This window comes from Labrenzia sp. VG12, assembly GCF_002237595.1.
In the GTDB taxonomy this organism is placed as follows: domain Bacteria; phylum Pseudomonadota; class Alphaproteobacteria; order Rhizobiales; family Stappiaceae; genus Roseibium.
Map to the genome: position 1 here is coordinate 4,387,274 of NZ_CP022529.1, position 18,920 is coordinate 4,406,193.

Consider the following 18,920-nt stretch of genomic DNA (forward strand, 5'->3'; position numbering starts at 1 on the left):
CGTGTGTGCTCCAGTTACGCGGACAGAAGATCGACCGGCTCGGCGGTCTGGTCGTCATGGGTCAGGAAAAACCGCTGCAGCAGGTTACGGGCGACGGTCAGCCGGTAATCGGCCGAGGCGCGCCAGTCGCTGAGCGGCGTGAAGTCGGCGCCGAGGGCCTGGGCGGCAGCCTGGAAGGATGCCTGGCTCCAGGGTTGGCCACGCAGAGCAGCTTCTGCCTTTTCGGCGCGTTTCGGCGTTCCGGCCATGCCGCCGAAGGCCAGCCGGCAGTCGGTGATGCGGCCATCGGACACCGAGACCGAAAACCCTGCGGCCACGGAGGAAATGTCTTCGTCGCGGCGCTTGGAGATCTTGTAGGCGGCATGCATCCGGCCCTTGCGCGACAGCGGGATCAAAATGCTTTCCACGAATTCACCCGGAGCCCGATCCTGTTTGCCATACTCGATGAAGAAGTCTTCAAGCGGCAGGCTGCGCTGGGCTGTGCCCTTGCGCAGGACGATCTGCGCGCCAAGCGCGATCAGGATGGGGGGCGTATCGCCGATGGGTGAGCCGTTGGCAATGTTGCCGCCGATGGTGCCCATGTTGCGCACCTGCTGACCGGCGATCCGGTCCCAATAGGCTCTCAGGTGCGGGAAGGCCTCGCACAGGGCGTCTTGGGCTTCCGAATAGGTGACACCGGCGCCGATTTCGAGGGCGGTGTCGGTGAGGGTGACCGATTTCAGCTCTTCCAGGTGGCTGATGAAGACGGCCGGGCCGATGGGGCGCATGAATTTGGTGACCCAGAGACCGACATCGGTCGATCCGGCGACGATCGTCGCGTTTGGCTGTTCTTCCAGAACGGTTGCAAAGTCTGCCACGCTCGCCGGCAGGATCGCCTGATTGTCAGCCGGGCCTGTAACCACCCGCTTGCCGTCCTGAAGCGCAGTCAGGCGCTCGGCAATGTCGGTACGTTCCAGTTCCAGGAAGTCGCGTGCCGGTGAGCCATACCGGTTGGCCGCCATGGCAGCTGCAACAATCGGCTGGTAGCCGGTGCAGCGGCAGAGATTGCCCTGGATCGCGGTCTCGACTTCGGTTTCGCTCGGCTCCGGATTTTCCATCCACAGCGCATAGAGCGACATGACGAAGCCCGGTGTGCAGAAACCGCATTGGCTGCCGTGATAATCGACCATCGCCTGCTGGATCGGATGCAGGCTGCCGTTTTCACCTCTGAGATGTTCGATGGTGACAACGTGGCAACCGTCGAGCGATGCCAGAAACCGGATGCAGGCATTGACGGTTTCGTATTTGAGAACGCCATTGGCCAGACGGCCGACCATCACGGTGCAGGCGCCGCAATCCCCTTCGGCGCAGCCTTCCTTGGAGCCGGTCAGGCGGCGCTCCAGGCGCAGATAGTCGAGCAGCGTCTTGTCAGCTTCAACGTTGCTGACGGAAATGTCGGCACCATTCAGCAGAAACCGGATGTCCGGGCGGTAGGTCATTGCGTCCTCGGGAAAGTTTTCTCTCTCAGCCCGGAACGCTACGCTGCGAGACCCTTGCGAAAAATCCGGTGATTCCGGAAATACTTTCAACAGATCATTGAAAATCGCTGTGTGATACTGTCCAACGGGGAATGCGACGAAAGTCGGAGGTCCAGGCAAGCTGCTGCAAAGGCACAGGAATTCAAAAGAGGGAGCCGGTTCATGTCCTATCTGGAATCCTTGCGCGTGTTCACGCGCGTTGTCGAGTTGGGCAGCATCACCTCAGGCGGACGTGACCTGCGCCTGACGCCGGCGGTCGCCAGCAAACGTATCAAGGAGCTGGAAAAGCATCTGGGCGTGCGTCTCTTCAACCGCACCACGCGCTCGCTGACGCCGACCGAGGTCGGCAAGGTGTTCTATGACTATGCGGTCAAGGCACTGGAATCGATCGAGGATGCGGAGGCGGCCGTTGCCAGCTTTTCGGATACCCCGCGCGGGGTTATCAGGGTCACGGCCCCGCTTGGCGCGGGGCGCCGCATCATTGCGCCTTTGGTGCCGCGCTTTGTCGAGAAGTTTCCGGCAACGGAAGTCCACATGCGGCTTTCGGACCGCAAGGTGGATATTCTCTCCGACGGGCTGGACGTCGCCTTCTTCATCGGCACGCCGCAGGATTCCAACCTGAAACTGCGCAAGATTTCCGATTGCCCGAGGGTACTTTGCGCGGCACCGGACTATCTGAAACGGCACGGCACGCCGAAAACACCGGACGACCTTCTGTCCGACGACCACAATTGTCTTTTGCTGCGCTATCCGCGCTCGCCGGAATATTTCTGGGTTCTGGACACACCTGATGGACCGCGCAAGCTGCAGGTCTCCGGCAACATGGATGCCGACCACGGCGATGTCCTGACCGACTGGGCGCTTGCGGGCCACGGCATCGTCAACAAGCCGCGCTTCGATGTGGCCGCCCATCTGGAGAGCGGCCGCCTCGTCGAGATCCTGGCCGACACGCCGCCCCCGCCAACCATCTTCGGCTGCCTCTATCCCCACCGCCGTCTGCAGGACCCGAAGATCCGTCATTTCGTCGATTTCGTGATCGAGAACGCGGATGTGGGTGGGTAGGCGAAGTTGCAGAACCAGCCGTAGTCGTCATTGCAGGGCTCGCCCCTGCAATCCATGCCGTGACCTTGCCCAAAGAGAGACGTATCCAAATTGCTGCGAAACGGTGTGGATCCCATGGTCGAGCCATGGGATGACGTTGATAGGTGCTGGTTTTTCTGGGCGAATGAGGCGAAGCGGGACACAGTCCCGGGTAACGGACTAATGCTGACAGCCAAAAACTCTATGTCGCCCCGGGCGAACGGAGAGAGATCCGGGTCGCGCCCCAGTTTGCCGAACCAAGGTTTCGAGCACTACCTCTCGCTTGTCATCCCGGGCGCAGCGCAGCGAAGACCCGGGACCCAGTAACCACTGTCGCCAGCGTGAAAATCTCATAGGTTGCGGCGTACTGGATCCCGGTCTTGTCGCTTTGCGCCAAACCGGGATGACAAGCGAGAGGTTGCCAAAAATAAGAAACGCTCCCCGCAAGGAGGAGCGTTTCCAATCACATTGCTGCCGTGTTCACTGCGAGACGGCCACTCCGAACGGCAGCTGTGCCTGCGCATTCTTGTACCACTGGATGATCTTCTGCCGCTCCTCCTCCTCCATGTAGGAGACATTGGCCGGCGGCATGGCGTTGGTGACGCCGGACTGGAGATAGATCTCCTTGGCAGCCCGCACCACGTCGGCTTCTGTTTCCAGAAGAACGTTCTTCGGTGCCCAGCGAATGCCCTCGTAGAAGGGTTCGCGGGCATGGCACATGCCGCAGCGGCCCGGGACAATTGCCATCACGTCCTCGAACCCGTCGGCCTTGGCAAAGACCTGTTCGGTCGGCGTCAGCTCCCGTGCCTCGGAAGCTTCCCAGCTGCTTTGCTGCAGCGGCGCCATGGAAAGCTGGATGATCGCGACGAACAGGATCGCCGTGGCCAGCCAGGTCCAGGTCGGGGCCGGTGCGCCGGTGTGCTTGGTGTTGAAATAGTGCCGGATGGTGACACCCATCAGGAACACCAGCGCTGCAATCAGCCAGTTGTATTCGGACGCAAAGGCGAGCGGATAGTGGTTGCTCAGCATCAGGAAGACGACCGGCAGGGTCAGGTAGTTGTTGTGTGTGGAGCGCAGCTTGGCGATCTTGCCATATTTGGCGTCCGGCGTGCGCCCGGCCTTCAAGTCAGCAACGACGATCTTCTGGTTCGGAATGATGATGAAAAACACATTCGCGGTCATGATCGTGGCGGTGAAGGCGCCCAGATGCAGCATCGTCGCCCGGCCGGTGAAGATCTCGTTGTAGCCGTAGCCCATGGCCACCAGCAGAACGAAGAGCAGCACCATCAGAACGGTCGGGCTTTCGCCGAGCTTGGACTTGCACAGCCGGTCATAGATGAGCCAGCCGATGGCAAGCGAACCGCCGGAAATCAGGATGCCCTGCCACAGGGAGAGATCGGCCTTGGCCGGATCGATCAGGTAGAGTTCGCCGCCCACCCAGTAGACGATCATCAGCAGCGCCGCGCCGGAGAGCCAGGTCGTGTAGCTCTCCCATTTGAACCAGACCAGGTGCTCCGGCATGTTTTCCGGTGCCACCAGGAACTTGCGGATGTGATAGAAGCCGCCGCCATGCACCTGCCATTCCTCGCCATGGGCGCCCTTGGGCAGGTCGGGGGCCTTCTTCAGGCCAAGGTCCAGCGCGACAAAATAAAAGGACGACCCGATCCAGGCCATCGCCGTGATCACGTGCAGCCAGCGCACGGCAAAGGCGATCCAGTCCCAAATGATGGCAATGTCCAGCATTGCAACTCCTCCAAAAACGTTTCGCCCAACCTAGCGCAGGACCGGATTATCTGGTATCTCGGGATAATTCCGAGCAGTTTCAAAAAAAACAGAACAATAAACCGGCTAGAGTGGCCCTCGCATGGCTTACTTAGAAAACATTCGCACCTTTCTGCGCGTCTATGAACTCGGCAACATGTCGGCCGCCGCCCGTGACTTGCGGATCTCATCGGCTGTGGCCTCATCCCGTGTGTCGCAGCTGGAAGAACACCTGAATGTGCGCCTGTTCCAGCGCACCACGCGTGCGCTCAGCCCGACCGAACATGGCAATTTGTTCTATCGCGGTGCAACAAAAATCATCGAGGCCGTGGAAGAAGCCGAGGCGGAGATCAGCAATGTGACCCGCTCGCCGCGCGGCACGCTGTTCGTGGCCGCGCCGATCGGCATGGGCCAGCGCCTGATCGCGCCGGCAATTCCGACCTTCAAGAAAGCCAATCCGCTGATCGATATCCGCCTGCGCCTTTCTGACCGCAAGGTGGATCTGACCGGGGAAGGCCTGGATGCCGCCTTCTTTCTGGGGACGCCGGAAGACTCCAACCTGAAGATCCGCAAGATCGCCGATTGCAGCCGGATCCTGTGTGCCTCGCCGGACTACCTGACGCGCAAGGGCATGCCGCAAACCAGCGAGGATCTGGCCTCCGGCCGCCATGACTGTCTCAACATGCGCTATCCCGGCGCGCCGGAATTCCAGTGGCCGCTGCAGACCGAAGCCGGTGTCAAGCGCGTCGCGGTATCGGGGCCGTTTGAATCCGACCACGGCGATGTACTGACCGGCTGGGCGCTGGAGGGCCACGGGATTGTCTTGAAGCCGGTGTTCGAAGTCGCCGACCATCTCGCCAACGGCCGGTTGGTGTCGGTTCTTGAAAACGAACCGCCGATCCCTGTCCAGATGGCGTGTCTTTACACCCACCGCCGCCGTCAGGACCCGAAGGTGCGCCTGTTTCTGGATTTCATGGTTGCCCAGATTCAAAGGGCCTTGTCGGAGATGCCGGGGCGGTAAAGCGTCAAACTCCTGCAAGCGAACGCTTGTAGTCCTTCTCATTCCTATTTGCGTAAGCCGTTTTGCCGACCATGCCCGCATACCGTTCCTACATCCTCTGCACATCTCCCCGCAGCGGCAGCACGCTGCTTTGCAAGCTGCTGTCGGCGACCGGTGTCGCCGGACATCCGGGATCCCATTTCCACGAACCGTCTCTGGAGGCCTGGCTGGCATATTTCGGGCTGCCGGTTGTTGCCGGGGAAGCGGGCCTGGCCACTCTGCAACGCGTTTTTGCCGCAGCGATTGACAAGGGGCGCGGCGGGACGGACGTCTATGGTCTGCGGCTGCAGCGGCACAGCTTTGATTTCTTCATGAAGAAGCTGGCCGTTCTTCATGCAGGTTTGGCGACCGACCTTGAGCGTCTGAACAAGGACTTCGGCGAAACCCTGTTCATCCATCTGACCCGGCAGGACAAGGTGGAACAGGCGGTGTCCTATGTGAAGGCGGAGCAATCCGGTCTCTGGCACAAGGCGCCGGATGGCACCGAGCTGGAACGTCTCTCCGAGCCAAAAGAGCCGGAATATGATTTTGAGGCAATCAAGGCCGAATTTGATCGCTTTACCGGGTTTGACCGGGACTGGCTGACCTGGTTCGAACACCAGCGCATTCAACCGCTTCGGATCACCTATGAGGATCTTTCGACAGATCCGCTAAGGGAGTTGGCGAGGATTCTGACGAGGCTCGGCCTTGATGCGCAGAAGGCCGAGGGGGTGATGCCGGGTGTCGCCAAACTGGCGGACGCCGTGAGTGCGGAGTGGACCGCTCGGTTTCGGAACGAACTCTGCTAGGACAATAAGGCGGACCAAAAAACCGGTGGCCTCAAACGATCCAACCTGACAATTGGCTGACAAGGCGGGTCAGGGAACCATCAGCGGTGATTTTCTATGGTTGCGGCATTGGGACAAACCCATGTCGAAAGGACCGGACATGAAAACTCGCCGCCGCAGCCTCTTCGGTGCCGGAAAACTGGCCCCAATCGCCGCCCTGCTGCTGAGCGCTGGGCTGGCGGGGGCTGCCACGCTCGGAGCCCGCAGTGCCGACACGGACAGCGGGATCGGTGTTTCGGGTGCGCGTCATCTTGTCAGCCGGACCGGATTCGGGGCGTCGCCGGCCGAGATCGAGACGTTCCGCCTGTTGACGCGTGAACAGGCCGTCGACCGAATTCTCGCAGGACTGGGCGAGATGGCAGAAACGCCCATGCCGTCCTGGACACGGGACTGGATCTATCCGGCCGACCAGATCTGGACACTTGGCCCGACCATTGAGGAATTCTTCTATGTGTCGCGCGACCTTGAGGCGGACGAACTCCGCCTCTGGTGGTTGCGTGAAATGGTCACGACCGCGTCTCCCCAGACGGAGCGCCTGACGCTCTTCTGGCACGATCATTTCGCGGTCAAATTCTCCGATGTCGAGAACTCGCACTGGCTTGCCCGGCAAAACGCTCATCTGAGACGGCACGCTGCGGGCAATTTCTGGGATCTTGCGGCAGGCATGTTGAAAGACCCGATGTTGCTGGCATTTCTCACCAATACGGAGAACACCAGGGACAAGCCCAACGAGAATCTGGCACGAGAATTCTTCGAGCTGTTCACGCTTGGCGAAGGACGCGGCTATACCGAAGCCGACGTCAAGGAGGCTGCGCGTGCCTTGACGGGACATGGGATCACAGCCTTGGGCGAACCGGGCTTTGCACTTTTCCCGGAAGAGCATGACGCAGGCTCCAAGACGGTGTTTGGCAAAACCGGTCCGTTCAAGGCCGAAGACCTTTTGGCACTGGTGTTCGATCACCCTGAATTCGGACCCTATATCGTTGAAAAACTCTGGCTTGAATTTGTTTCGGATCAGCCTGATCCGGAGGAAATCAAGCGGTTGGCAGCTGTGTGGCGCTCCCGGGATTTCGCCCTGAAACCGCTCTACCGCGCCCTTTTGCTGTCGGATGCGTTTTGGGACCCGGCCAACCGTGGCCGCCTGATAAAAAGTCCGGTGGAACTTTATGTCGGCACGGTCCGCTCGCTTGGACTGACGGTGGCGCAGCCCGAAGAAGCGCTCTGGGCGCTGGAAGACCTCGGCCAGCTGCTGTTTGAACCGCCGAACGTGGCTGGCTGGCCGGGGGGAACCGCCTGGATTACGGATGCGTCCGCCGTGGCGCGGACGGCAGAATTGTCCAGCCTGCTCAGCTGGCAGGCCTCGGGATCGACCAAACGCACGAAGCCTCCCGCACCGGATCAGCCTGGTGATGACGGGCACATGCCAAGTGTTGCAAGCAAGGCGCCCGCCACCCGGACCTTGCAGATTGGAGCTGTTTTTGCGACCGAGGCGGAGACCTATGAGGATGGTGAAGAGCGCGGTTCCCGTGCCCTGCTGACACTGTATGACGTTCGCTACGGTGGCCGGCGCTGGCGTTCCCTTACGCTCAATCTTGAACAGGTCGTCGGTGAGGAGCTGCCCTATCTCGACATCTTCACGGGAGATTGCACACCCTTGTGTTTTCCCAGCCTCCCGCGCGATCAGGACGAAAGGGATTGGATCGGCTACGCGCCGGAGCCCGACTTGCGGGAGAGCTTCGGTGACTTCGATCCGGCGGATTTGCAGTTTGCTGCAACGCTGATCCGGTATCTGCCGGAAATTGTTGAACAGACGCGGCCCTCGATTGTCTGGTCCGATACCTATGCCCGGGAAATGGCGGAGGAAGAAGGTTTTCAGCCCGCTCCACTCGAACGGATACAGGCCATCGCCCGCGACCTTGCAGACAGAAGTGTCCCTGTCTTTAACGGCATCCGGTCCGCGGGTTTCCGGATAGAGGAAGGCGCTGCAGGTGTCCTTGGCCTGTCCGGGCTGGAGAACGGTTACCGGGACGGTGCAGATCTGGAGGACGTTCTTGAGGCCAGGGAGGCCGGCACATTCGAAGCTCTTGGTGCGCTTCAGCCAAAGACGGCCTTTGTGTCCGCCTCTGCCTGGATGAACGCGCTGGCGCCGGCTGAAACGGCGGATGTGGCAGCTGAACAAGCCCTGCTGGCCCTTCCGCTTCCGGTTGACGGCAAGCGGCGCGAAATGATTGCGTCCGACCCGGAGGCGTTGATCCGCCGGATTGTGCTCTCTCCGCAATACCAAGTGAATTGAAGAAAGGTCGCACCATGTCCCGACTGCTGTCCCCGTCCCGACGCCGTTTCCTGCAGGCTCTCGGCGTGGGCGTCACAAGCGCTTTGCCCAGTCTCGGCCTGCCTGGTTTCCTGCGTGCGGCAGAAGCAGCGCCAACGCCGGATCATTTGCTCGTGCTGGTGGAACTGGCCGGCGGAAATGACGGCCTCAACACGCATGTCCCGCACAAGGACCCTCAATACCGGCACCTCAGGCCGGAGATTGGTCTCGATACCGCGCAGTTGATCATGCTGGACGGCGAAACTGGGTTGCATCCGTCGCTAAAACCCCTTGGCGCTCACTGGGAACGGGGGGAGCTTCAGATCGTGGAAGGTGTCGGCTACCCCAACCCCAACCGCTCCCATTTCCGGTCGATCGAGATCTGGAACTCCGGAGGTGGTCCGGACAGTCTGTCGTCGTCGGGCTGGATTTCGTCGGCATTGTCGATAGCAGATCGGTCTTCAAGAGCAGATGCCGACGGCCTTGTGTTGGGAGGGGAGATGGGACCACTTGCAGGACCCGGTCGGTTTTCAGCCATTCGGGACGTCGATGCCTATCTCGGTGCGCTCGACCTCGTCGGCGATCGGCGACATCCGGTGCGTCCGGCGTCGACCCACAGCCCGATGCAGCACGTTCTCGACGCTTACGAAAGTGCTCAGGTCACCGGTGAGCAGATCCGGAAAAAGCTCGACCGGTATCGAGGCCGCCGCTGGGCCTTTCCGGAAACAGGGCTTGGGGATCAGCTTCATGTGGCGGCCCGGCTGCTGGATGCTGGCGTTGAAGTGCCGGTGATCAAGGTCGTTCAGGACGGTTACGATACCCATGAGGGCCAATCCGGCACCCATGCGGCCCTGCTGGATGACCTGTCGACATCCCTGCATGTCTTTGCCGAGGCACTCCGGCAGATCGGTCTCTGGCACAGGACCACAATTGTCACCTACTCCGAATTTGGCCGCAGGGCGCGCGAGAACGGGTCTGCGGGAACCGATCACGGCACAGCGGCGCCGGTAATCGTACTGGGAGGTTCCGTTGCGGGGGGGCTTGGTGGCCGGCGCCCGTCGCTTGACAGCCTCGTGGACGACGATCTGGTGTTTACCACTGACTATCGTGAGGTCTACCACGCTCTCTTGCGGGATTTATGGGGTCTCGAAGCTGGCGCCTATGACGGTTTCGAACAGCAACACCTGCGCATTCTCAAGAGCTAGATGTTCCTGCAGCCTGACTGCTTGCGGCTCTCCTCAAAAACAGGCCAAATGGAAGCCTTCCTCCGAACATGGAGGCCAGACTGGGATCAAACATGCGAATTTTATGCTTCTTGCTGGTCATTCTCTCCGCTCTGCCCGCACGGGCCGAGATCGCTTGCCAGAATGTGGCCCTGGCGGCCTATACGCGTCTCGGCTTCGAGCTGAAGGAAATCGAGGAGTTGCTGGAAGCTGACCTGCTCGGCATTGAGCTGATGAAACACACGGAGGAAGACTGTCGTTTCGCGTTCGAAGTGGAATTCATCGACAAGAAGGGACGGGTGGATGTGGCCCTCTTCGAGGCACAAACCCTCGATCCGGTATTCTTTGGCTTTGACTACTGGAAACCGGTCGATGCTGATGCGCTGTTTGATGAGGCTTCGAAGCGGCTGGAACAGGTGGATCGCGAAAACGCAGGAGATGACGAGCCTGAAAACCGTGAGGCTGAGGACTGATGCATGCGCGTGCTGATCGTCGAGGATGACCGGGACCTGCTTGATGTGCTCCAGCCTTCGCTCGAAGCGGCCGGATTTCTGGTTGATGTTGCCCTGGACGGCGAGGAGGGAGAGCATCTGGGCGAAGCGGGCGAACATGACGTCATCATACTGGACCTCGGGCTGCCCATGCTGGATGGTCTGTCCGTTCTGAAACGATGGCGGACCGCCGGATTGCAGACACCGGTGCTGGTGCTCACGGCTCGCGGAACCTGGCGAGACAAGGTTGACGGGTTGAGGGGCGGCGCGGACGATTACCTGACCAAGCCCTTTGAGACTGAGGAACTTATGGCGCGTCTCGAGGCACTGATCCGGCGCTCCCACGGACATGGCAGTTCCCAATTGACCCTGCACGACCTCGAACTGGATCTGTCACTCAAGACAGTGCGCAAGGCCGGGCAGCCGGTAAACCTCACCAGGAACGAATACCGCGCATTCGCCTACCTTGCGCTGAACAGGGGCAAGGTCGTTTCCAAGACCGAACTGACCCAGCATCTTTACGATCAGGATTTCGACCGCGATTCCAATGTGATCGAGGCGACAATGGCGCGACTGCGCAAGAAGATCGGGATGGATGTCGTGCGCACGAAGCGCGGGCACGGCTACTATGTTTCCTAGGCATCTGTCGATCAGTGCGAGGCTCATTCTGGGGGCTACATTCTGGTGCGTCCTGGCCGTCCTGGTGACTGGCGTTGTGCTGGTGCAGCTCTTTGCCCGCCATATTGAGCACGAATTCGACAGTTCGCTTGAGAACGATCTGGTGCATCTGGTTGCCAACACTGCGTTGCAGGATGGCCGAATTGCAGTGTTGCGGGGTGCTTTTCAAAGCCGGTACGAACAGCCCTTCTCCGGTTGGGCCTGGCAGGTAAGGGACGGTCAGGTCGTGCTTGCCCAGTCCGGTTCACTCGGACCGGCGGTCGCCGGTTTCGCCGAAGTGCTGACGCCTCCGATTGGCGAAGTCGGCCAGTTCTCCGCCCCCGGGAACATTCCGTCTCGCGGCCTGTCGCGGGAGGTGCGTTTGAAGGGCACGTCCAGGCCGCTTCTGTTTGCGATCGCCCGCCCTGCGGATACGCTGGTGAATGCGCTCAGGGACTTCCGACAGGTGGTTGCCCTTGTTCTTTCTGTGCTGGCGCTCGGCCTGATCGCAACGGTTTTTCTGTTGATGCGGATCGGCCTCAGTCCCCTTGGGGACCTGCGCTCAAAAGTCCAGGCCATGCGCACCGGTCAAAAAGCGCCGGATACGCCCGTCTGGCCGGCCGAACTGGCTCCCGTTGCCTCCGAACTGGATGATCTGGAGTCTGATATAGACCGGTTGGTAAGCCGAGCGAGAACTTCGGCAGCTGACCTCGCGCATGCAGTCAAGACACCGCTGGCAACGCTCAAGCATCTCATGGCCGGTGTTGACACCAGGGACCGGCAGCGATTTGCAAATCAGCTCGCCCGGATCGACGATTACCTGAACCGGTACCTCAGCCAGTCCCGTGCCGCCGGAACGGGTACGCGGCTCGTCTCGGTGAAGACAACGGTAGAAGATATCCTGGCGGCCCTGGCGCCGGAAACCGAGCGGCGCTGCCTGAACATCAAGACAAATGTGCCGGCAACGGCGATGTTTCGCGGCGACGAGGTGGATCTCTACGAGCTGGTCGGCAGCCTCTTGGACAATGCGGTCAAATGGGCCCGGTCAGCCATCACGGTCGAGGCCGGAACCGACGGCTCCAGCCTTCAGCTCCTCATCGAGGATGATGGCCCGGGCATTCCGGAAACGGAGCGGGGGGCCGTCTTTGTACGCGGGCGCAGGCTGGACGAAACGGCGCCAGGCCAGGGGCTAGGGCTTTCCATAGTGGCCGACCTTGTGGACCTTTACCGGGGCAAGGTCAGCCTGGAACAGGGCGCATCCGGTGGCTGCCTCGTGCGCCTTGAACTACCCGGAAATGGCTAAAGCCTTTTCCCTCAGCTCCCCCGATAGGTCGAGAAGCTGTAGGGCGAAACCAGCAGCGGCACGTGGTAATGCGCCTCTTCCGACATGCCGAAGCGCAAGGGCACCGTGTCGAGGAACTTCGGCTCCGGCAGGTCGATGCCCGCGGCATCAAAATAGGCGCCGACGTGGAAGACCAGCTCATAGGTGCCGGTCTTGAACTCGTCCTGCGGCAGGATGTGGCTGTCGGTGCGGCCGTCGCCATTTGTGACCAGGCTGCGCAGATAGGTGCGGGTGTCGCCCGAAATTGCATAGAGATCGATCTTGATGCCCTTGCCAGGACAGCCCTGGGCCGTGTCGAGGACGTGGGTCGTCAGAAATCCGGCCATAGGGGCCTCCTTCCAGAAAATTTGTTTGGCACATGATGAGCCCAGCTGCTGGGCCAGGACACCCGTGGTTCTCCGAAAGCACTTTCTAAAAAGACAAGAAAGTCATCGGGATTGTTCTGATTTATAAGAAGACAGCATACCAATCGTTGAATAGGGCATAGTCTTTGCCTGTTTCAAATCATTGGTATCACGAGGAGGTCCCGTCTTGAATCGTTATTCCCGTAACATGCGTGGCTATGGCCAGACCCCACCGGATCCGCAATGGCCGGACGGGGCGAAGGTCGCGGTTCAGTTTGTGCTCAACTACGAAGAAGGTGGCGAGAATTGCGTGCTCCATGGGGATGCCGCCTCCGAGGCCTTTCTGTCAGACATTCCAGGCGCCGCCCAGTGGCAGGGCCAACGGCACTGGAACATGGAATCGATCTATGAATATGGCGCAAGGGCCGGTTTCTGGCGTCTGCATCGCCTGTTCACCCGGGCAAACATTCCGCTGACGATCTACGGCGTTGCAACCTCCCTGGCGCGCAGCCCGGAACAGGTCCAGGCCATGAAGGACGCTGGCTGGGAAATCGCTAGCCACGGCCTGAAATGGGTCGAACACAAGGACATGCCGGAAGCAGAAGAACGTGCAGTCATCGCCGAGACCATCCGCCTGCACACCGAAGTGGTCGGAGAACGTCCGCGTGGCTGGTACACGGGGCGCTGCTCGGAAAACACGGTGCGGCTCGTCGCAGAAGAAGGCGGATTTGCCTATATTTCAGACACCTATGACGACGACCTGCCCTATTGGCTGGAAGTGGGTGACCGCGACCAGCTGATCATTCCCTATACGCTTGAAGCCAATGACATGCGTTTCGCGGTGGCGCCCGGTTGGAGCGACGGCGAGGATTTTTACAATTACCTGCGCAACGCCTTTGACGCCCTTTACGAGGAAGGCTCGACGGACACGCCGAAAATGATGTCCATCGGCCTGCACTGCCGTCTCGTCGGACGGCCCGGCAAGATCGCGGCGTTGAAGAAATTCATCGAGCATATCCAGAAACATGAGGGTGTCTGGTGCCCGCGCCGGATCGAGATCGCGGAGCATTGGGCGAAGACCCATCCGCCACAGAAGGGCATGCGGCCAAGCCGGATGGACAAGGCGGAATTCGTCGAGACCTTTGGCGGTATTTTCGAACACTCGCCCTGGATTGCCGAGCGGGCTTTCGAGCTGGAACTCGGCCCGGCCCATGACTGTGCCGCCGGTGTCCATAATGCGCTGTGCCGCATGTTCCGGTCCGCCAGCGAGGAAGAACGTCTCGGCGTTCTGACGGCGCACCCGGACCTCGCCGGAAAACTGGCGGCCGCCGGTCGTCTGACGGCCGAAAGCACCAGCGAACAGGCCAGTGCCGGGCTCGACATGCTGACCGACGAGGAGCGGGACAGCTTCACTCAGCTCAACACGGCCTATGTCGAAAAGCACGGTTTTCCCTTCATCATCGCCGTGCGCGACCATAACAAGGCATCGATCATGGAGGCGTTTCATCGCCGGATCGACAATGACCGGGCCACCGAATTTGATGAGGCCTGCCGTCAGGTGGAGCGGATCGCCCAGTTCCGGCTGAAGGATCTCCTGCCGTGAGCCGGGTCCTGACCCCGGTGCCGCTGACAACAGAGGCCTTCGCGGCTTACGGCGATGTGCTCGAGATTGCCGGAAGCCCGGACAAGATCATCAATCAGGGCATGTGCGGCCGGCATCATGACCTTGCCAAACTTGAATTCGGCACCGGCCGGGCCGGTATCAGCCTGTTTGATGCCAAGGCACGGGCGTTTCCCTATGTGGTCGACATGGTCGAGCGCCATCCGGAGGGAAGCCAGGCCTTCATTCCGCTTGATGGCGTGCCGATGATCGTGGTTGTCGCGGACGATCAGGACGGCGCACCGGTCAATCTGGCGGCGTTCATCAGCCAGCCCGGCCAGTCGATCAATCTTCACCGTGGCACCTGGCACGGTGTTTTGGCCCCGCTTGGCAAAGCGGGCCGCTATGCGGTCGTGGACCGCATCGGGGACGGTTCCAATCTTGAGGAACATTGGTTTTCCGACCCCTGGACTGTGGAGGCTCCCGCAACGGACTGAGCCTCCCGTTTCGGACGATCGCTGCCCGCGAAATGAGGCGGCGGCGTCCCTCGACCTTCAGAGGAGCAAAAATGTCTAACGCATCGATCGGATCGCCGGAGCAGCTCCGCGATCCCAACTACACGCCGCCTTTGATGAAGGCGATCCCCCTGGGCATCCAGCACGTTCTGGCGATGTTCGTCTCCAACGTGACCCCGGCCATCATCGTGGCCGGCGCTGCCGGCTTCGGCTTCGGGTCCAATTCGCCGGACTTTCCCGAACTTCTCTATCTCATCCAGATGTCAATGGTGTTTGCAGGTGTTGCGACCCTCTTGCAGACCATGACGCTTGGTCCGGTTGGCGCGGGCCTGCCAATCGTTCAGGGCACATCCTTTGCCTTCCTGCCGATCATGATCCCGCTTGTTGCGGGCAAGGGTGTCGACGGACTTGCCGCGCTCTTTGGCGGCGTCATTATCGGCGGCCTGTTCCATGCCGTTCTGGGACTTTTCATCGGCAAGATCCGCTTTGCCCTGCCACCTCTGGTCACCGGCCTCGTCGTCACCCTGATCGGCCTTTTGCTGGTCAAGGTCGGCATTCAATATGCCGCCGGCGGCGTGCCGGCCATCGGCACAGAGGAATTCGGCTCGCTCCTGAATTGGTCGGCTGCGCTCGTCGTGATTGTCGTGACCCTCGGGCTCAAATTCTTCGCACGCGGCATGCTTTCCGTCTCGGCGGTGCTCCTGGGACTGATCGCAGGTTACATTTTCGCGCTGGCCACCGGCATGCTGTCCTTTGGTGCGATTGCCGGGTCCTGGGACAAGGCAGCCGCTTTCGCGCTGCCGCAGCCGTTCAAATACGGGTTCGAGTTCTCCCTTGCGGCCGTGATCGGCTTCTGTCTCATGGCCTTCGTTTCTGCGGTTGAAACCGTTGGTGACGTGTCCGGGATCGCCAAGGGCGGTGCGGGTCGTGAGGCGACCGACAAGGAAATCGCCGGAGCCACCTATGCCGACGGTGTCGGGTCTGCGATTGCCGGCTTCTTTGGAGGCTTCCCCAACACCTCCTTCAGCCAGAATGTCGGGCTGATTGCCATGACCGGGGTCATGAGCCGCCATGTCGTGACCATCGGTGCGATTTTCCTGATCGTCTGCGGCCTGATCCCGAAAGTCGGTGCCATCATCCGTACGGTTCCGATTGAAGTGCTCGGCGGCGGTGTGATCGTGATGTTCGGCATGGTGGTTGCCGCAGGCATTTCCATGTTGTCCGACGTCAACTGGAACCGGCGCAACATGGTGATCTTCGCCGTCTCGCTGTCCATCGGCCTCGGCCTGCAACAGGTGCCGGACGCCCTGCAGCATCTGGGCGACACGGCGCGGATCCTGCTGACCAGCGGCCTCTTGCCGGCAGCAGCAATCGCGATCGTGCTGAACCTGGTTTTGCCGGAAGAGCTCACCGAGGAATCCACCGAGGAAGTGTCTGGCGGATTGTCAGGACATGGCCACGGTTCGCTGCCCAGGGAAGAGACGGCCTGATCACTTCCGGGCAGAACGAGACGGAAGGGCCGCGCGAGCGGCCCTTTTGTAATTTGTCCGTTAGTTTTTTGATTGCGGGTGCTTGCCGGCCCGAGCAGGGGCGTCCGATCATTGGGACCGGCTACAGCAACAAATGCGACACAGAGGGCGCATAGAGCGCATCCACGGCGGCGGCTGTTGCGCCGAGGGCAACTGTGGTGGCGCCCGACGTACCGATGTGGATCCGCTCCGTCAGCGACGCGCCGTCGAGGCGGCAAGGCAGGGGAGCTGCCCGTTCGAGCAGTGCCGACAGAAAGTCCGGCCGGATGATACCACCCAGCACGATTGCCTCCGGGTCCAGCATCATGTCGACCAGATTGATCATCTGGCGCATGTAGGGCGCGACCTCTTCCATCCATCCCAGGACATCTCGGTCACCCGCCTCGAACAGGGATTCGATCCGGCTTACCGAAGCATGTGCGGTCGGCTCAAGCTCCAGACGCTCGCACAGAGCATGGAGCGAAAGATAGCGCTCCAGGCAGCCCGGGTTGCCGCAGCTGCAGCGCGGGCCGTCGGGGTTGATGATCACGTGACCGATTTCGCCCGCGTTTTTGGAAGCACCCGGATAGAGTGCCCCGTTCAGGACAAAGCCGGCGCCAAGTCCCATGCCGAACTGGACAAAGGCAAAATTGTTGAAACTGCGTCCAATGCCATAGACATGTTCCCCAAGTGCCGCGGCAGACGCGTCGTTCTGCAGGACGACCGGAAGCCCGAGCGCCCGTTGCAATGCCTCCAGATTGGCCGGTGACCCGAATTCGGAGAAGGTCGTGGCATCGGCGCGGGCGTCTGGCGCATCGGTGCTGTCAAAGGGGCCGGGTGCTGCGAGGCCGACGCCGAACAGGCGCGCCGAAAGAGCGGGCTCCGCTGCCCGGAAGTCATCGGCCATGGTGATGATCCTGGCATTCGCGGAGGCCGGTGTCGCCGCCTCAAGAGTGCCGGTTGATTGCCACACGATCTGACCCAGCAGATCACAGGCGGTGGCCGTTACAGACAATCGGTCGACATGAAAGCCGAGGCTGAAAGCGTGGTCCGCCTTGAGCTGCACCGTCATGCCCGGATGGCCCCGGCCGCGTGCCTTCTGGGCCTTCATTTCCACGACGCCGCGGCTTTGCAACTCGCCAACGATATTCTGAACCGTTTGCCTGGAAAGAGACGTGATTTCAGATATTTCCGTGCGGCCGATCGGCCCTCTGGTTCGAATGACCTCGAGCACGACCCGGTGATTGTGGGTCTTGGCGCGCGTCAGGTTCGTTCCGCTGGTTCGGAAGGACGTGGGGATCGGTGAGCTATCGTTCATGCGTCGAATACAGCAGATTTTATTTTTTCTATCAATTTGACAAAATAAAAAAATCACGCTTAGGATGTGCCCGCTCACACAAGAACCGGAGGGCAGAATGAACACGTTTGGAAAACTGATTATGGGGTCCGCCATTGCGACCCTGGCCATGGCGTCCACCGCACTGGCCGATACCACACTCAATGCACTTTTCATGAGCCAGGCGGCCTATAGCGAAGACGACATCAAGTCGATGACCGCCAAGTTCGAAGCGGCCAATCCAGGCGTTACGGTCGACCTGGAATTCGTCCCCTACGAAGCTTTGCATGACAAGATCGTCGCGGCCGCCGGCGCAGGCGACGACGGCTATGACGTCGTGCTCTTCGACGTCATCTGGCCGGCGGAATTCGCAACACGCGGCTTTCTGACCGACGTTTCTGACCGCATCCCGGCCGACTACACCGATCAGGTCTTTGACGGTGCCTGGACGACGGTCGAATATGGCGGCAAGCGCTACGGCATGCCCTGGATTCTCGACACCAAGTATCTGTTCTACAACGCGGAAATGCTCGAAGAAGCCGGTATTTCGGAGCCGCCCAAGACCTGGGGCGAGCTGGTTGCCCAGGCCAAGCAGATCAAGGACAAGGGCATCGTCGAATACCCGCTGGTCTGGAGCTGGTCACAGTCCGAGGCCATGATCTGCGACTTCACCACGCTGACGGCTGCCAATAACGGCGCCTTCTTCGAGGAAGGGCAACCGGCCTTTACAGTTGGCGGTGCCAAGGATGCCGTGACCTTCATGAAGGCAAGCCTCGACGACGGTCTGACCAACCCGTCTTCGAGGGAATATTTTGAAGAAGATGTCCGCCGGGTGTTCTCCAATGGCGAAGCGGCTTTTGCCCTCAACTGGACCTACATGAACGCACTCGCCAATGATCCGGCCGAAAGCAAGGTTGCCGGCAAGGTGAAGGTTGCCCCGGCTCCGGGTGTTGCCGGCAAGACCGCGGCCTCCAGCGTCAATGGTTCCATGGGTCTCGGCATTCCCGCCAACAGCCCGCATGCGGACGAAGCCTGGGCCTATATCTCCTTCCTGACCCAGAAGGACATTCAGGAAGATTACGCCAAGCTCAGCCTGCCGATCTGGAAAGCGTCCTATGACAGCCCGAAAGTGGCCGAAGGCCAGGAGGACCTGATCGCGGCGGCCAAGCAGTCGATCGCCGTCATGTATCCGCGTCCGCTGGTGCCGTCCTACACGGAAGTCTCCGACATCCTTCAGAAAAACATCCACCAGGTCCTGCTCGACCAGGTCGGGGTGGAAGAAGGCCTTCAGGCGGCCGCTGACCGCGTCAAGCGGATCCGCTGATCCGGCCTGACCTGAAGGAGACAG

General features: G+C 60.7%; 16 protein-coding genes. 12 read left to right on the plus strand and 4 right to left on the minus strand.

Annotated elements, in window-relative coordinates; translation table 11 throughout:
- Positions 1-14: 14 nt before the first annotated feature.
- Positions 15-1,478, minus strand: a complete 1,464-nt coding sequence (gene xdhA, locus CHH27_RS20415) for a xanthine dehydrogenase small subunit (RefSeq protein ID WP_094073219.1) — start codon at positions 1,476-1,478, stop codon at positions 15-17.
- A gap of 201 nt (positions 1,479-1,679) precedes the next feature.
- Here xdhA and CHH27_RS20420 point away from each other — a divergent pair, with 201 nt between their 5' ends.
- Complete coding sequence (locus tag CHH27_RS20420; protein WP_094073220.1) at positions 1,680-2,579, plus strand: LysR family transcriptional regulator; 900 nt, start codon at positions 1,680-1,682, stop codon at positions 2,577-2,579.
- A 498-nt stretch (positions 2,580-3,077) separates the two neighbouring features.
- Here the strand turns inward: CHH27_RS20420 and CHH27_RS20430 are convergent, their stop codons facing one another.
- The gene (locus tag CHH27_RS20430) at positions 3,078-4,340 is read right to left on the minus strand and encodes a urate hydroxylase PuuD (RefSeq protein ID WP_094073222.1); all 1,263 of its coding nucleotides are present in this window, start codon (positions 4,338-4,340) and stop codon (positions 3,078-3,080) included.
- A gap of 121 nt (positions 4,341-4,461) precedes the next feature.
- On the opposite strand from CHH27_RS20430, the gene CHH27_RS20435 reads away from it, so the two are divergent.
- The 7 genes from CHH27_RS20435 (at position 4,462) to CHH27_RS20465 (ending at position 12,230) form a co-directional block, all read left to right on the plus strand.
- Positions 4,462-5,379, plus strand: a complete 918-nt coding sequence (locus tag CHH27_RS20435; protein WP_094073223.1) for a LysR family transcriptional regulator — start codon at positions 4,462-4,464, stop codon at positions 5,377-5,379.
- 71 nt (positions 5,380-5,450) lie between these two features.
- Positions 5,451-6,206 (plus strand): Stf0 family sulfotransferase, encoded by a 756-nt coding sequence (locus CHH27_RS20440; RefSeq protein WP_094073224.1) that lies wholly within the window; start codon positions 5,451-5,453, stop codon positions 6,204-6,206.
- 139 nt (positions 6,207-6,345) lie between these two features.
- Positions 6,346-8,538 carry a DUF1800 family protein gene (locus CHH27_RS20445; protein ID WP_157739009.1) on the plus strand — a complete coding sequence of 731 codons (2,193 nt, stop codon included), beginning with the start codon at positions 6,346-6,348 and terminating at the stop codon, positions 8,536-8,538.
- Positions 8,539-8,552: 14 nt separating this feature from the next.
- Complete coding sequence (locus CHH27_RS20450; RefSeq protein WP_094073226.1) at positions 8,553-9,761, plus strand: DUF1501 domain-containing protein; 1,209 nt, start codon at positions 8,553-8,555, stop codon at positions 9,759-9,761.
- A 92-nt stretch (positions 9,762-9,853) separates the two neighbouring features.
- Complete coding sequence (locus CHH27_RS20455) at positions 9,854-10,252, plus strand: hypothetical protein (RefSeq protein ID WP_157739010.1); 399 nt, start codon at positions 9,854-9,856, stop codon at positions 10,250-10,252.
- 3 nt (positions 10,253-10,255) lie between these two features.
- A complete protein-coding gene (locus CHH27_RS20460) occupies positions 10,256-10,909 on the plus strand; it encodes a response regulator transcription factor (protein ID WP_094073228.1) in 654 nt (217 codons plus the stop codon).
- Positions 10,899-12,230: a HAMP domain-containing sensor histidine kinase gene (locus tag CHH27_RS20465; protein ID WP_157739011.1), complete on the plus strand. Its 1,332-nt coding sequence runs from the start codon at positions 10,899-10,901 to the stop codon at positions 12,228-12,230. Before CHH27_RS20460 ends, CHH27_RS20465 begins: the two co-directional genes overlap by 11 nt.
- 11 nt (positions 12,231-12,241) lie before the next feature.
- Here CHH27_RS20465 and uraH read toward each other — a convergent pair whose 3' ends face one another.
- The gene (uraH, locus tag CHH27_RS20470; protein WP_094073230.1) at positions 12,242-12,595 is read right to left on the minus strand and encodes a hydroxyisourate hydrolase; all 354 of its coding nucleotides are present in this window, start codon (positions 12,593-12,595) and stop codon (positions 12,242-12,244) included.
- A 226-nt stretch (positions 12,596-12,821) separates the two neighbouring features.
- Between uraH and puuE the strand changes: the two genes are divergently transcribed.
- From puuE to CHH27_RS20485, 3 genes are all read left to right on the plus strand, one after another.
- A complete protein-coding gene (gene puuE, locus CHH27_RS20475; RefSeq protein ID WP_208988994.1) occupies positions 12,822-14,216 on the plus strand; it encodes an allantoinase PuuE in 1,395 nt (464 codons plus the stop codon).
- Positions 14,213-14,710: an ureidoglycolate lyase gene (locus CHH27_RS20480; RefSeq protein ID WP_094073232.1), complete on the plus strand. Its 498-nt coding sequence runs from the start codon at positions 14,213-14,215 to the stop codon at positions 14,708-14,710. Before puuE ends, CHH27_RS20480 begins: the two co-directional genes overlap by 4 nt.
- A 71-nt stretch (positions 14,711-14,781) precedes the next feature.
- Positions 14,782-16,218, plus strand: coding sequence for a uracil-xanthine permease family protein (locus tag CHH27_RS20485; RefSeq protein WP_094073233.1), 1,437 nt, complete (start codon positions 14,782-14,784; stop codon positions 16,216-16,218).
- A gap of 121 nt (positions 16,219-16,339) precedes the next feature.
- Here CHH27_RS20485 and CHH27_RS20490 read toward each other — a convergent pair whose 3' ends face one another.
- Positions 16,340-17,554 carry an ROK family transcriptional regulator gene (locus tag CHH27_RS20490; protein ID WP_157739013.1) on the minus strand — a complete coding sequence of 405 codons (1,215 nt, stop codon included), beginning with the start codon at positions 17,552-17,554 and terminating at the stop codon, positions 16,340-16,342.
- A gap of 97 nt (positions 17,555-17,651) precedes the next feature.
- On the opposite strand from CHH27_RS20490, the gene CHH27_RS20495 reads away from it, so the two are divergent.
- Positions 17,652-18,896, plus strand: a complete 1,245-nt coding sequence (locus CHH27_RS20495; protein WP_094074900.1) for an extracellular solute-binding protein — start codon at positions 17,652-17,654, stop codon at positions 18,894-18,896.
- Positions 18,897-18,920 lie beyond the last annotated feature (24 nt).

Excerpts from the sequence above, each read along its gene's own strand:
- xdhA (WP_094073219.1), bottom strand. The coding sequence starts at position 1,478 with ATGACCTACCGCCCGGACATCCGGTTTCTGCTGAATGGTGCCGACATT.
- CHH27_RS20420 (WP_094073220.1), top strand. The coding sequence starts at position 1,680 with ATGTCCTATCTGGAATCCTTGCGCGTGTTCACGCGCGTTGTCGAGTTG.
- CHH27_RS20430 (WP_094073222.1), bottom strand. The coding sequence starts at position 4,340 with ATGCTGGACATTGCCATCATTTGGGACTGGATCGCCTTTGCCGTGCGC.
- CHH27_RS20435 (WP_094073223.1), top strand. The coding sequence starts at position 4,462 with ATGGCTTACTTAGAAAACATTCGCACCTTTCTGCGCGTCTATGAACTC.
- CHH27_RS20440 (WP_094073224.1), top strand. The coding sequence starts at position 5,451 with ATGCCCGCATACCGTTCCTACATCCTCTGCACATCTCCCCGCAGCGGC.
- CHH27_RS20445 (WP_157739009.1), top strand. The coding sequence starts at position 6,346 with ATGAAAACTCGCCGCCGCAGCCTCTTCGGTGCCGGAAAACTGGCCCCA.
- CHH27_RS20450 (WP_094073226.1), top strand. The coding sequence starts at position 8,553 with ATGTCCCGACTGCTGTCCCCGTCCCGACGCCGTTTCCTGCAGGCTCTC.
- CHH27_RS20455 (WP_157739010.1), top strand. The coding sequence starts at position 9,854 with ATGCGAATTTTATGCTTCTTGCTGGTCATTCTCTCCGCTCTGCCCGCA.
- CHH27_RS20460 (WP_094073228.1), top strand. The coding sequence starts at position 10,256 with ATGCGCGTGCTGATCGTCGAGGATGACCGGGACCTGCTTGATGTGCTC.
- CHH27_RS20465 (WP_157739011.1), top strand. The coding sequence starts at position 10,899 with ATGTTTCCTAGGCATCTGTCGATCAGTGCGAGGCTCATTCTGGGGGCT.
- uraH (WP_094073230.1), bottom strand. The coding sequence starts at position 12,595 with ATGGCCGGATTTCTGACGACCCACGTCCTCGACACGGCCCAGGGCTGT.
- puuE (WP_208988994.1), top strand. The coding sequence starts at position 12,822 with ATGCGTGGCTATGGCCAGACCCCACCGGATCCGCAATGGCCGGACGGG.
- CHH27_RS20485 (WP_094073233.1), top strand. The coding sequence starts at position 14,782 with ATGTCTAACGCATCGATCGGATCGCCGGAGCAGCTCCGCGATCCCAAC.
- CHH27_RS20490 (WP_157739013.1), bottom strand. The coding sequence starts at position 17,554 with ATGAACGATAGCTCACCGATCCCCACGTCCTTCCGAACCAGCGGAACG.
- CHH27_RS20495 (WP_094074900.1), top strand. The coding sequence starts at position 17,652 with ATGAACACGTTTGGAAAACTGATTATGGGGTCCGCCATTGCGACCCTG.